Raw genomic sequence first — 12,084 nt, 5'->3', positions numbered from 1 at the left:
GGAGCGGCAACCTGCTCCCCGCCGCCGGCCCGGTCACCTACACGAACGTGTAGGTAGGGCCGCCGCGACGGCTCAGGGGTTCTCGTCGAGCAGAACGCCCAGATACCAGGCGCGGTTCGGCAACTGGGCGCGGGTGGTCACGCCCAGCTTCTTCTTGGCGTTCTGGATGTGGAACGCGACGGTGTCCTCGGCGATGCCGAGGATGCGGCCGATCTCCCAGTCGGTCTTGCCCTTGTTGATCCAGTAGACGCACTGGATCTCGCGCCGGGACAGCTGCGGGCCCTCGGTGCGCTCGCGCTCGATCTCAAGCAGGGAAAGGCCCCGCGTGGCGAAGATGGTGCCCGCCACGTGCATGGTGTTGCGGGTCTGGTCGTCGAAGGTGTCGATGACCTCGCTGACGAGGCTGACCGACATCACTTCGCCCAACGGTCCGTGTACGGGCACGATCAGGCCGTCGCGGGCGCCGGCGGCGCGGGCGGCGTCGAACACCGCCTGGCCCTCGGCCGACTTCACGCCGGCCTCGATCTCACGCCAGCTGACGGGACGGACGTTGGTGAACACCGCCTGGATGGCGGGGTCGTAGCGCGACAAACGGCCGCGCGTGTACTGATCGGCCCACGCCGTGACGCCGAAGCCGAACAGCACCTTGGGCTGCACCGGCTCGCCCGGCGTGGCGATATGGACGCAGGCGCCGCGCTGAAAACCATGCGCGCCGGCCACGGACGCGAAAGCTGTCTGCAACGCCTCCAGGGTCTCGACCGTGGAGGCGGCGCTGAAGAATGCGAGGGCGGCTTCTTTAGGGCTCGTCTGTCCGGTCATGGTCCTCGGTCGCGGCGGTGGCCGCCTTGACCAAAGCCAGAACCGACGAGCGAACGCGAGGAGATTTTATCGCGGCGAAGGCCGACATCAGTTCGGCCGCCCCCGGCGTGGCCACGCTCGACCAGTCGACGGCCTCGACCGCCTCGACGTCGTCGTCGCCGAGCAGCACGCCCGGCCGCATGCGCAGGGCCTGGGCGACACGCACCAAGGTGGATCCGGAAACGCGGTTCACGCCCTTCTCATATTTCTGGACCTGCTGGAACGTCAGGCCGAGGTGCTGGGCGAGGACTTCCTGCGTCATGCCCAAGCCCCGCCGCCGCAGTCGGATACGGGCGCCGATGGCGATGTCGATGGGGTCTGGCTCGGATCGTTCAATCATGGTTTTGGTTCTCACGTCACTGGGTCACGTTACAAAGTGCGCCGTCGGCGTCGGCCTAACGATTTACCATGCCGTTCAACTGGCGAGTGTATGACGCATTGACGCGGGGAAAAGACCTTTTCTCCTCCTGAGCGAAAAAATGGGCTGAGGTTGAGTCGCATTTCACGCCGAAGGCGGCATGAAACCTTTCGTTCGCAAGGTTTCGGCAAGAAAATCAATGAAGGCCCGCACCCGCGCCGGCAGGTAGCCGCCCTGGCCGAGATAGACCGCGTTGATCTCCTCGACATCCCCAGGATTGAAAGCCTCGAGCACGGGAATCAGCCGGCCGGCGGCGATGTCCGGCCCGATGTGGAATAGCGCCAGCCGCGCCAGGCCGTGACCGGCCAGGGCCAGCCGGCGCGCCGTCTCGCCGTCGCCGACGCTGACGTCGCCGCAGGCCGGGGCCGAGGTGAGCCCGGCCGGCGTGCGGAAGGGCCATTCGTCGAAGATGCGGGCGAAGTTGAAGCTGATGCGGTTGTGGGCGAGCAGGTCCTCGAGGGTCTGGGGCGTGCCGCATCTGGCCAGATAGTCCGGCGAGGCGACCACGGCCGTCCGGCTCTCGCCGAGCTTGCGGGCCATCAGCTGCGACGGCTGCATCGGGCCGACGCGGATGGCCACGTCGGTGCGTTCGTCCAAGAGGTCGATCACCTGGTCGGTCAGCACCAGGTCCAGGCAGATATGCGGATGCTTTTTCAGGAAGACGGGAATCAACGGCGTCAGGTGGTGCAGGCCGAACGACACGTTGGCGTTGACCCGGATCCGTCCCCGCGGCGCCGATCCGGCGGCGGCCATGCTCTCGGCCTCGTCGATGTCGGCCAGCACGCGCACGGCCCGGGCGTGGAACGCCTCGCCCTCGGCGGTGAGCTGCAGCTTGCGCGTCGAGCGGTTGATCAACCGCGCGCCCAGGCGGGCCTCCAGGCGGCTGACCAGCTTGCTGACCGCCGAGGGCGTCATGCGCAGGCTGCGCGCGGCGTGGGTGAAGCCGCCGTACTCGACCACCCGCGTGAACACCTCCATCTCGCCGGACCGGTTGACGTCCATCCGCGCCATTGTGAATTCATCTCATATATGACTGTCCTTAAGGCATACTAATTCATCCTAGGCGTCGTCGCCATCTGGAGCCGGTCCGTTTCCGTGGAGGCTCCATGCCCGTCGCCCTTCTCGCCCTCGCCGTCGGCGCCTTCGGCATCGGCGTCACCGAATTCGTCATCATGGGCCTGGTCCTGCAGGTCTCGGCCGACCTGGGCGCGTCGCTGCCGGCGACCGGCCTGCTGCTCTCCGGCTATGCGCTGGGCGTCACCGCCGGCGCGCCGCTGCTGACCCTGGCCACCCGCCGCCTGCCGCGCAAGACCACGCTGCTGGTGCTGATGGCCATCTTCACCCTCGGCAACATCGCCTGCGCCGTCGCGCCGACCTACGGCGCCCTGATGGCGGCCCGGGTGCTGACCGCCCTGGCCCACGGCACCTTCTTCGGCGTCGGTTCGCTGGTGGCCGCCAGCCTGGCGGCGCCCGACCGGCGCGCCTCGGCCATCGCGGTGATGTTCACCGGCCTGACCCTGGCCACCTTGCTCGGGGTGCCGTTCGGTGCCTGGCTCGGCCTGGCCTTCGGCTGGCGCTCCACCTTCTGGGCGGTGGCGGCCATCGGCGTCGTCGCCTTCGCCGTGCTGGCGGCCTTCGTGCCCCGCGCCCAGGCCGCCGCCGAGCCCGCGCCGCTGCGCGAGGAGCTGGCGGTGCTGGCGCGGCCGCAGGTGCTGCTGGGCTTGGCCATGACCGTGCTGGGTTTCGGCGGCGTCTTCGCGGTGTTCACCTACATCCAGCCGATCCTGACCGAGCTGGCCGGCTTCTCGAAGTCGGCGGTGTCGCCGATCCTGCTGGTGTTCGGCGCGGGGCTGGTGGCCGGCAACCTCGGCGGCGGCCGCTGGGCCGACCGCAGCCTGTCGCCGGCCCTGCTGGGCAGCCTGGCGCTGCTGGCCGTGGTGCTGGGCGTCTCGGCCTTCGCCTTCCACAACAAGATCTCGGCCGTGGTCTTCACCGCCCTGCTCGGCGCGGCGGCCTTCGCCACCGTGGCCCCGCTGCAGGTGCGCCTGCTGCAACAGGCCGGCGGCGCGGGCCAGGGCCTGGCCTCCAGCCTGAACATCGCCGCCTTCAACCTCGGCAACGCCTTCGGCGCCTGGCTCGGCGGGGCGGTCATCGCCCACGGCCCCGGCCTGGCGGCGGTGCCGCTGGCCGCCAGCCTGGTGCCGCTGTCGGCCCTCGGCCTGGCCGTCTTCAGCCTGCGCCTGGAGCGGCGCACGGCCCCGCAACCCGCACTCTGCAACTGAGGAGAACCCTGTCATGGAATACAGAACTCTCGGCGCCTCGGGGCTCAAGGTCCCGGTCCTGAGCTTCGGCGCCGGCACGTTCGGCGGCAAGGGGCCGCTGTTCAGCGCCTGGGGCGATTCCGGCGTCGACGAGGCCCGCCGGCTGATCGCCGTCTGCCTGGAGGCCGGGGTCAACCTCTTCGACACCGCCGACGTCTATTCCGACGGCGCCTCGGAGGAGATCCTGGGCGAGGCGCTGCAGGGCCGTCGCGACGAGGCTCTGATCTCGACCAAGATCGGCCTGCCGACCGGCGAAGGGCCCAACGACGCCGGCGCCTCGCGCCTGCGCCTGGTGCGCGGCGTCGAGGCGGCGCTGCGCCGGCTGCGCACCGACCGCATCGACCTTCTGCAACTGCACGCCTTCGACGCCGCCACGCCGGTCGAGGAGACGCTGGCGGCCCTGGACGTCCTCGTGCGCGACGGCAAGGTCCGCTATGTCGGCGCCTCGAACTTCAGCGGCTGGCAGCTGATGAAGTCGCTGGCCGCCGCCGACCGCTACGGCTTTCCCCGCTACGTGGCGCACCAGGCGTATTACTCCCTGATCGGCCGCGACTACGAATGGGAGCTGATGCCGCTCGGCCAGGACCAGAAGGTCGGCGGCCTGATCTGGAGCCCGCTGGGCTGGGGCCGGCTGACCGGCAAGATCCGGCGCGGCCAGCCGGCGCCGAAGGTCAGCCGCCTGCACGACACCGCCGACATGGGCCCGCCGGTGGACGACGAGCGGCTGTTCGCCGTGGTCGAGGTGCTCGACGCCCTGGCCGCCGAGACCGGGCGCGCCGTCCCGCAGATCGCCATCAACTGGCTGCTGGGGCGGCCGACCGTGGCCAGCGTCATCCTGGGCGCCCGCGACGAGGCCCAGCTTCGCCAGAACCTGGACGCGGCGGGCTGGTCCCTGACCGCCGATCAGGTCGCCCGGCTGGACGCGGCCAGCGCGGTCACGCCGGCCTACCCCTATTTCCCGTACTGGCGGGAAGGCGGCTTCCAGCGGGTGAACCCGCCTCCGGTCTGAGGCGGCGCGGCCGAAGGCGCGCGCCGCCCCTTCGGCTCAGAGACGCTCTTGCAGGGTTCTGTGGCGCTCGGCGGCGTCGGGCGGCAGGATGTCCTCGGGGAAGTCGGACATCTCGAACAGCGGGCGGATCTCGATCTCGCCCGCGCCGTCGCCGCCCGGCGGCGGGCAGCGCTTGAACTGTTCGATCACCGCCTCCAGCGACGGGGCCTGGATCATCCAGTAGCCGGAGACCAGCTCCTTGGTCTCCGTGAAGGGCCCGTCGGTGATCATCGCCGGGCCGCCGGCCCAGGTCAGCCGCGTGGCCTTGCTGGTGGGGTGCAGGCCGTCGGCGCCGAGCAGCATGCCCGCCGCCGCCAGTTCCTCGTTGAACCGCCCCATCTCCTCGATGAGCGCCGCGCTCGGCATCTCGCCGGCTTCGGAATGGGCCGTCGCCTTCACCAGAACCATGAACCGCATGGTCGTCTCTCCTCGGTTTACCGACGGGGGCTCCCGTCCTCGGCCACAGGACGCGGCGGGGCCGGCCAAGCCGACATCCGCTGCGAACTTTTTTCGCCGGGCCTCAGAACGGCGGCTGGCTGGCGGCCGGTTGAGCAGGAGCCGGTTGGGCCGGGGCGGGCTGGGCCGGCGGCTGGCCTGGCTGCTGGAGCGCAGGGGCCATGTCGGCCGGCGGCGGAGGCGGCGCGGGCGGGGGCGGTCCCGGCGGAATGGCGGAGACCGGCAGCTTGCGGACCGCCGCGGTCATGAAGCCGCGCCAGGCCTCGGCCGGGGCCGCCCCGCCGGTGATCTTGCGCATGGGGGCGGCGTCGTCGCGCCCCATCCACACCACGGCGGTCAGGCCGCCGGTGAAGCCGCAGAACCAGGCGTCCTTGTAGTCCGAGGTGGTGCCGGTCTTGCCGGCTATGTCGTAGCCGGGGATGGCCGCCTTGGCGCCGGTGCCCGAGGCCACGACCGTCCGCAGCATGCGGTTCAGTTCGCCGAGCGGCGGGTTGGCGATCGCCTGGACAGGCGGGGCGGCCTTGCGCTGATAGACCACGGCGCCGGCGCCGGTGCGGATGCGCTCGACCCCGTAGGCCGGCGCCCGGACGCCGCCGTTGGAGAAGGTGGCGTAGGCCTGGGCCATCTCCAGCGGCGTCACCAGGGTGGTGCCGAGGGCCATGGCCGGGTCGGTGTTGATCGGCGAGACCACGCCGATCCGCTTGGCGGCCCCGGCCACGGCGTCGCGCCCGACCTCGTCGGCCAGCCGCGCCGCCACCGTGTTGATCGACTGGGCGAGGGCGCGCTCGAGCGTGATCTGGCCCAGATAGCCCTCGGTGTAGTTGCGCGGCGTCCAGCCGTTGATGGTGACCGGCTCGTCGACCACCGGCATGTCGGGCGTGCGCCCCGCCTCCAGCGCCGCCAGATAGACGAACGGCTTCCAGGCCGAACCGGCCTGGCGGTGGGCGTCGACGGCGCGGTTGAACGGGCTGGCGGCGTAGTCGACGCCGCCGACCATGGCGCGGATGCGGCCCGCGCCGTCGACCGCCACCACGGCGGCCTGGGTCGCGCCCTGGGCCTCGTGCTTGGCCACCGTGGTCTTGGCGGCTTCGGCGGCGGCCGTCTCGGCCGCCATGTCGAGGGTGGTCTCGACGACGAGGTCCTGCTTGGGCTGGCCGACGATCTGGCGGGTCTGGCCGTCGAGCCAGTCGATGAAGTACTGGGCGGGGGCGGTGGGCGAGGCGCGCCACACCTTGGCCGGCTGGGCCAGGGCCTTGGCCTTCTGGGCCTGGGTGATGACGCCGGTCTCGGCCATGGCGTCGAGGACCAGGGCTGTGCGCTGGGCGGACCGTTCCGGCTCTTCGGCCGGATTGTAGTTGGTGGGAGACTTCAGGATGCCGGCCAGGGTCGCCGCCTCGCGGACGGTGAGCTTGGCGGCCGGCTTGTTGAAGTACCGCTGCGAGGCCGCCTCGATCCCGTAGGCCCCGGCGCCGAAATAGGTGCGGCTGAGATAGAGCGCCAGGATCTGCTTCTTGGTGTAGGTGCGCTCCAGCTGGACGGCGTAGACCAGCTCCATCGCCTTGCGTTCGACGGTGCGGTCGGCGCTGAGGAACAGGTTGCGCGCCAGCTGCTGGGTGATGGTCGAGGCGCCCTGCGCCGCATGGCCCTGGCCCAGGTCGGCGACGATGGCCCGGGCGATGCCCATGGCGTCGAAACCGGTGTGCGAATAGAAGCGGCGGTCCTCGATGGCCACGAAGGCGCCCGGCACGTAGGCCGGCAGCTTGGCCAGGTCGGTCGGCGGCGCGTAGCGGCCGCCGCGCACGCCGAGCACGGCGCCGGAGCGGTCGACATAGGTGATCTGGGGGTCGCGACGGATTTCCGGCAGGCGCGGCAGCTCGGGCGCCGGCGCGAACAGGGATGCGGCAGCAAGCAGGGCGATCAAGCGTAGGACTCCGCGGCGACGGCCGTCGGAGGCGCGGTCCGTCGAAGTCTCCTTCTGTCGCCTTCGCCGGCTTCAGCAAAGATAATTCGACGTAATCCGCGCGGGCGCGGTCAGCGGCCGCGCCGTTGCAAGGTTTCGTCGACCAGGCGGTCGATGCGGGCGAGGTCGGGATCGCGCCCGCCGATCAGGGCTTGAAGCTGGGCCAGGTCGCGCCTGTCGAAGGCGAAGCGGGCGGGGGGGCGCGGCGAGCCCTGCGACGCGGAGGCGCGGTCCGGCCTGAACAGCGATCCGGCCGCCGGCGGCGGGGCGGCGCCGGCGTCGGACCAGCGCGGCCCGCCCCAATAGACCGCCGCGTACATCAGCTTGGCGCGGATCGGTTCGATCCCCGAGGCCAGCATCGCCTCATGGAACATCCGGTGGACGTCGCGCCACGGGCGGCTGCGCCGGTCGCAGTACCAGTCGTGGATCACCCAGGCGTTGCGGTAGCGGCCCCCGAACGGGCCGTCGGTCAATGTCCAGGACGCCTGGGGAACCGAGGCCCCGTCGACGACGGCGCCGGCCGGGGCCGTCCAGCGCAGGCCGGCCTTGTCGACATAGGTGAAGGCGCCGCCCAGTCGGACGCGGCGCCCGTCGTCCAGCGGGACGATTTCGAGCACGCCCTCATAGACGCCCTGGCCCGACGCCTGACCCGGCATGAGCTGGCCCTCCATACGAGGAGGCAGTCTAGCGAGGCTGGCTATTTACACAACTGTAAGTTTATATTCCAAACAGAGCTATTCCTGGTCGTTTAATGTTTCAACGGTGCGACACGAAGACATTTGTGTGACATCTCAGTACGTGATCAGTTGTTCCTGGGAGCGGCGAAGAATGCGCCGCCGATGGGGAGCGAACGTGAGGGCGTCCTATCTCGTGGCGGCTGCGGCCTTCGCGGCTATTTTGGCGTTCGCCAGCGTCAGCGGCGCGGTGTTGATCCCGCGCGGCCAGTTGTCGGAGGTCGGCTTCGCCGCCGGCGTCTGCGCCATCGCATTGTGGACTCTGGCCGTCCAATGGGGCGCCAAGCGCCTGTTCCGCCACTGGCGGCGGCGCTAGGGCCCGTTCGGCCGGCGAAAGCTGGGATCGACAGCGGTCAGGCCCGGGCCAACCGGGTGGCGACAGCTACGATGCGGATGGGCAAGCTCGACATCGCCAGGCTGGAGCAGGCCCACGCCGGATGAGGGCGCGGCCGGCCCCCTCGCCTGGATTGCCGATCCTTAACATGCGTCGCCGCCGGCCTCGGGCAATATGGCCGAGAGGATGACGGCGGGAGGAGCCGATGCGATCCAAGCTTGGCGGCGAACTGGCCGGTTTCGTGAAGACGATGGCCTTCGCCCTGACCCTGGCCCTCGTGCCCCGGGTGGTGCTCTGTCAGCCCTTCACCATTCCGTCGGGATCGATGGAGCCGACGCTGCTGGTCGGCGACTACGTGCTGGTGTCCAAGTTCGCCTATGGCTGGAGCCGGCACTCGGCGCCGTTCAGCCCGCCGCTGGGCGAAGGGCGGCTGATGGGGCGCGAGCCCCATCGCGGCGACATCGTCGTCTTCAAGCGCCCGAGCGACGGCCGCAACGACATCATCAAGCGCCTGGTCGGCCTGCCCGGCGACCGGCTGCAGGTGGTCGGCGGCGTGCTGCGGCTCAACGGCCGGCCGGTCGAGCGGCGGGCGGTGTCGAGCCTGCGCGCCGAGGGGCCGTCCGGTGAAACCATCAGGGTGTCGCGCTTCAAGGAGACCCTGCCGAACGGCCGCAGCTATCTGACCAACAGTTACGGGCCGGGCACGCCCGCCGGCAACACCGGCGTCTATGTCGTGCCGGCCGGCTGCTATTTCATGATGGGCGACAACCGCGACAACTCGCTCGACAGCCGTTTCGATCCCGGCGAGGTCGCGCCCGGCGAGGCGCGCTGCCCCTGGAACGCCGAGCTCGACCGCTACCTGCCGCCCGAGGAGGGCATGGGTTTCGTGCCGTTCGACGACCTGGTCGGGCGGGCCGACCTGATCCTGTTCTCCTGGAACGCAGACGCGTCCCTGGCGCGGCCCTGGACGGCGATCCGCTGGGACCGGCTGCTGCATCCGCTGGGCCGGAACGTGTCCTGACGCCCGCCGGCGCCAGGGTCAGGCGAACATGTGCGGGACGAAGCGGCCCATGTTGTCGGTGATGACGTGGGTCGATTCCCGGATGCCGATCCCGGCGGATTCGCCGTCGATCAGCCAGCTGCCGATGACCGCGTAGTTGCCGTCGGCCTCCATCAGCTGCGCCTTTTCCTGATAGACGTACTGGTTGTCGCCATAGGCGCCGCCGACTTCCTCGGCCACCGAGCCGTCGGCGGCGAAGATGGTGACGTTCTGGCCCTCGCGGCCCCAGACCGGCTTGCGGACATAGGCCTTGCCGGCCAGCGGGGCGGCGGTGGTGAAGGTCGGCAGCAGGCTGGGGTGGTAGGGATTGAGCTCCCACATCGTCGCCAGCAGCCGCTTGTTGGCCGCCAGCATCTTCCACGCCGGCTCGATCACCGTCAGGCGGTCGTTCATCACCTCGTCGCGCAGTTTCTGGCCGAAGGGGTCGGCCAGCAGCCACTCCCACGGGACCAGCTTGAACAGGGTGTGGATGCGCTTCTCGTCGAGATCGACGAACCAGCCGTCCTGGACCTCGCCGTTGTAGCTTTCCTCTTTCCAGCCGATGTCGGTCAGCGGCGTGAACTGCACCGCCACCCCGGCCTCGCGCGCGCACATCTCCATATAGGCGACCGTGCCCTGGTCCTCCTCGTGCGGGGTGACGCAGGTGACGTGCACGGTCGGGTCCCAGCCGGCCCCGCCCTGGGCCTTCACCCGGTTGGCGAACTCGATCTGCTTCATGCGCCGCACGAGCCGGTCGTGGATCGAATTGAACTGGTCGGCGCCGTCGATCTTCTGGTCTTCGAGCCAGTACCATTGCACGACGCTGGCCTCGTAGAGCGAGGTCGGCGTGTCGGCGTTGAACTCCAGGATCCTGGCCTGGGTCCCGTCATAGGCGAGGTCGAACCGGCCATAGAGGTGGGGAAGCGCGTCGCTCTCCTCCCAGCTCTTCTCGATCAGGGCGGCGGTGTCCTCGTCATAGCCGAACAGGGGCAGGTGCCGGTTCTCGATGACGTGGCCGATGGCCTCCAGGGCCATCTGATAGCCCTCGTTGGTCACCGCCTCCAGGTGGTCGACCTCGTCGGAGGTGAAACGCCAATAGGCGCTCTCGTCCCAGTAGGTCTGGCCGTCGATGGTGTGCCAGGTGAAGCCGAGCGCCTCGGCCTTGGCCTGCCAGCCGTCACGCGGGGCGATCTTGATGCGGCGCATAGGGACGCGATCCTTGAAAAGGCGGGAAGGCCGCCCCGAAAGGGGCGGGCCGGACCAAAGGGAGATGTCAGCCGCAGCAGCCGCCCATGCGCGAGGCCGTCGCGCCGAAGCCGCCGCGGGAGACCGTCGAGTTGTAGCTGGAGGTCGAGCTGGTCGAGCGGGCCGGAGCATAGGCGCCGGTGGAGGCCCCGCCGACCGGAACCGCGGTCGGCAGCGGCCGGCCGCCCGAGAACATCTCGCCGCCGCGGTTGATGTAGACCGGCTGACCGGCGTAGGAGCCGCCGCCGCGGTTGGCCAGCATCTGCCCGACCATGAAGCCCATCATGGCCGGCATGAAGAAGCTGCCGCCCTCGCTGTTGGTCCGCGACTCGCAGTTGCCGCTGCCGAACTCGGCCTCGCACTGCGCCTTGGCGGTGTAGTGCGGTGCGGTGGCGGCCTGGGCCTGGACGGCGCCCGAGAACGCCCGGTCGCAGGCGGCCGGGTCGTTGCCGGAGTCGGCCTTGCACTCGGCCAGGGTCTTGTAGACCTTGGGCGGCTGGGCGGCGACGTTCTGGTTCTTGGGGGCCGGGTCCGAACAGGCCGCCAGCGCCCAGGCGCTGACGGAGGTGGTCAGGACCAGCGGGATCGCTTTGCTTTTACGCACCGGGACCGTCTTTGTGCTCGATCTGCAGGGGGGCGGGCGCCGGCTTAGGACCGCCGAGGGCGGCCAGGCGATCGGCGAACGGCAGGCTGGGCGAGGTTCCCTGCACCGAGGCCAGCGCCTCCAGCACGTTGGGGTCGTCCATGCTGCCGTGGTCGGCCTTGGTCAGGACGGCGGCCTTCAGGCGCTTGGCCTCGGCGTCGCCGCGGGCCTCCTCGGCCTTGCGGGTCATGGCGGTCAGGGCGGCGTTCAGCCCGCCCACCTCGTTGTCGCGCAGGCCGGCGATCTGCGCGGCGCGCTCGGCCTGCATGTTGGCGTGCTCCTGGGCGGTCTTGGCCCGCTCCAGCTCGCGCGCCGCCTTGCTCAGCGAGGTCTTGGCCTCGCGCAGGGCCGTCGCCTTCTCCTGGTAGATGGCCTCGGTCTCGGCCACCAGCTTGTTGGCGTCGACGGCCTCCTGCGCTTCCTGGTCCAGCTCGTGCTTGACCTCTTCCAGGGTGGTCAGCAGGCCGTTGAGGCTCTTTTCCAGGTCGGCCTTCTTGGCCGGGTCGGTCTCGGCGTTGTAGCGGGCCAGCAACTGGTCGCCGGCCGCGCGCATGCGCGCGAAACGGGACTGGACGGCGTCGGCCTCGGACTGCTCGCGCGCGGCTTCGGCGCGGAACTTGGCCAGCTCGCGGCCCACCTTGTCGAGGTCGCGCTCCATCACTTCGAGTTGCGCGGCGGACGCGGTGGTCGGATCGGTGGCGACGATGGCGTCGGTCACCTCTTGAATCACCTTCTTGCCGTGGGCTCCGGCGAGCGCGCGAACAAAACCCCACATAGTCTTGGCCTTTCCGATTGGGATGGGCGGCTTCTGCGATGCGGCCCCGACGAGGTCCGATCCGCCGGTGCAATACCACGGACATATTTGTGCATGCCAGGGAGCGGCGCCAACCTGGACTTCGATTCCGGCGGCTTTTTCTTTTGGCGCAAGCATTCCCGCCGCACGCCCGCGAAGCGGTCGGCCGGGACGGCGCCGGGCGGGCTCTTGATCGTCGCCGGCGCGGAATTAAATGTGTTGGTGTGGACGGCCT

Annotated in this window: 13 protein-coding genes; 4 read left to right on the top strand and 9 right to left on the bottom strand. The window is 70.2% G+C overall.

Annotated features, from left to right (window positions below; translation table 11 throughout):
• Positions 1-72: 72 nt before the first annotated feature.
• The 3 genes from C5708_RS13455 to C5708_RS13445 form a co-directional block, all read right to left on the bottom strand.
• Positions 73-819 carry an autoinducer binding domain-containing protein gene (locus C5708_RS13455; protein WP_242921896.1) on the bottom strand — a complete coding sequence of 249 codons (747 nt, stop codon included), beginning with the start codon at positions 817-819 and terminating at the stop codon, positions 73-75.
• Positions 797-1,198 (bottom strand): helix-turn-helix transcriptional regulator, encoded by a 402-nt coding sequence (locus C5708_RS13450; protein ID WP_242921895.1) that lies wholly within the window; start codon positions 1,196-1,198, stop codon positions 797-799. The genes C5708_RS13455 and C5708_RS13450 overlap by 23 nt, the downstream gene beginning before the upstream one ends.
• 162 nt (positions 1,199-1,360) lie before the next feature.
• Positions 1,361-2,287 carry a LysR family transcriptional regulator gene (locus C5708_RS13445; protein ID WP_242921893.1) on the bottom strand — a complete coding sequence of 309 codons (927 nt, stop codon included), beginning with the start codon at positions 2,285-2,287 and terminating at the stop codon, positions 1,361-1,363.
• Positions 2,288-2,382: 95 nt separating this feature from the next.
• Between C5708_RS13445 and C5708_RS13440 the strand changes: the two genes are divergently transcribed.
• Both C5708_RS13440 and C5708_RS13435 read left to right on the top strand, forming a co-directional pair.
• Positions 2,383-3,558 carry an MFS transporter gene (locus tag C5708_RS13440; protein WP_242921891.1) on the top strand — a complete coding sequence of 392 codons (1,176 nt, stop codon included), beginning with the start codon at positions 2,383-2,385 and terminating at the stop codon, positions 3,556-3,558.
• A 13-nt stretch (positions 3,559-3,571) separates the two neighbouring features.
• A complete protein-coding gene (locus C5708_RS13435; protein WP_242921889.1) occupies positions 3,572-4,606 on the top strand; it encodes an aldo/keto reductase in 1,035 nt (344 codons plus the stop codon).
• Positions 4,607-4,642: 36 nt separating this feature from the next.
• Here C5708_RS13435 and C5708_RS13430 read toward each other — a convergent pair whose 3' ends face one another.
• The 3 genes from C5708_RS13430 to C5708_RS13420 all read right to left on the bottom strand — a co-directional run bounded on the left by C5708_RS13430 (position 4,643) and on the right by C5708_RS13420 (position 7,717).
• Positions 4,643-5,062, bottom strand: a complete 420-nt coding sequence (locus tag C5708_RS13430; RefSeq protein WP_242921887.1) for a YciI family protein — start codon at positions 5,060-5,062, stop codon at positions 4,643-4,645.
• Between the two features lie 103 nt (positions 5,063-5,165).
• Positions 5,166-7,022, bottom strand: coding sequence for a PBP1A family penicillin-binding protein (locus C5708_RS13425; RefSeq protein WP_242921885.1), 1,857 nt, complete (start codon positions 7,020-7,022; stop codon positions 5,166-5,168).
• Between the two features lie 110 nt (positions 7,023-7,132).
• Positions 7,133-7,717, bottom strand: a complete 585-nt coding sequence (locus C5708_RS13420; RefSeq protein WP_242921884.1) for a DUF1353 domain-containing protein — start codon at positions 7,715-7,717, stop codon at positions 7,133-7,135.
• 196 nt (positions 7,718-7,913) lie between these two features.
• Here C5708_RS13420 and C5708_RS13415 point away from each other — a divergent pair, with 196 nt between their 5' ends.
• Positions 7,914-8,111 carry a hypothetical protein gene (locus C5708_RS13415; RefSeq protein WP_242921882.1) on the top strand — a complete coding sequence of 66 codons (198 nt, stop codon included), beginning with the start codon at positions 7,914-7,916 and terminating at the stop codon, positions 8,109-8,111.
• Positions 8,112-8,334: 223 nt separating this feature from the next.
• Positions 8,335-9,150: a signal peptidase I gene (gene lepB, locus C5708_RS13410; RefSeq protein WP_242921880.1), complete on the top strand. Its 816-nt coding sequence runs from the start codon at positions 8,335-8,337 to the stop codon at positions 9,148-9,150.
• An 18-nt stretch (positions 9,151-9,168) separates the two neighbouring features.
• On the opposite strand, the gene C5708_RS13405 is transcribed toward lepB, so the two are convergent.
• The 3 genes from C5708_RS13405 to C5708_RS13395 all read right to left on the bottom strand — a co-directional run bounded on the left by C5708_RS13405 (position 9,169) and on the right by C5708_RS13395 (position 11,774).
• A complete protein-coding gene (locus tag C5708_RS13405; RefSeq protein WP_242921879.1) occupies positions 9,169-10,374 on the bottom strand; it encodes a glutathionylspermidine synthase family protein in 1,206 nt (401 codons plus the stop codon).
• Between the two features lie 67 nt (positions 10,375-10,441).
• A complete protein-coding gene (locus C5708_RS13400) occupies positions 10,442-11,017 on the bottom strand; it encodes a DUF1190 domain-containing protein (protein WP_242921878.1) in 576 nt (191 codons plus the stop codon).
• Positions 11,010-11,774, bottom strand: a complete 765-nt coding sequence (locus C5708_RS13395) for a hypothetical protein (protein WP_242921877.1) — start codon at positions 11,772-11,774, stop codon at positions 11,010-11,012. The genes C5708_RS13400 and C5708_RS13395 overlap by 8 nt, the downstream gene beginning before the upstream one ends.
• Positions 11,775-12,084: the final 310 nt, after the last annotated feature.

This window comes from Caulobacter sp. CCUG 60055, from assembly GCF_022750545.1.
Lineage (GTDB): Bacteria > Pseudomonadota > Alphaproteobacteria > Caulobacterales > Caulobacteraceae > PUIC01.
This window is presented reverse-complemented; position numbering and strand designations above follow the sequence as displayed.

Bases quoted from the DNA above. Each gene is read 5' to 3' on its own strand.
- C5708_RS13455 (WP_242921896.1), bottom strand. From the start codon at position 819: ATGACCGGACAGACGAGCCCTAAAGAAGCCGCCCTCGCATTCTTCAGC.
- C5708_RS13435 (WP_242921889.1), top strand. From the start codon at position 3,572: ATGGAATACAGAACTCTCGGCGCCTCGGGGCTCAAGGTCCCGGTCCTG.
- C5708_RS13405 (WP_242921879.1), bottom strand. From the start codon at position 10,374: ATGCGCCGCATCAAGATCGCCCCGCGTGACGGCTGGCAGGCCAAGGCC.
- C5708_RS13440 (WP_242921891.1), top strand. From the start codon at position 2,383: ATGCCCGTCGCCCTTCTCGCCCTCGCCGTCGGCGCCTTCGGCATCGGC.
- C5708_RS13450 (WP_242921895.1), bottom strand. From the start codon at position 1,198: ATGATTGAACGATCCGAGCCAGACCCCATCGACATCGCCATCGGCGCC.
- C5708_RS13445 (WP_242921893.1), bottom strand. From the start codon at position 2,287: ATGGCGCGGATGGACGTCAACCGGTCCGGCGAGATGGAGGTGTTCACG.
- C5708_RS13420 (WP_242921884.1), bottom strand. From the start codon at position 7,717: ATGCCGGGTCAGGCGTCGGGCCAGGGCGTCTATGAGGGCGTGCTCGAA.
- C5708_RS13430 (WP_242921887.1), bottom strand. From the start codon at position 5,062: ATGCGGTTCATGGTTCTGGTGAAGGCGACGGCCCATTCCGAAGCCGGC.
- lepB (WP_242921880.1), top strand. From the start codon at position 8,335: ATGCGATCCAAGCTTGGCGGCGAACTGGCCGGTTTCGTGAAGACGATG.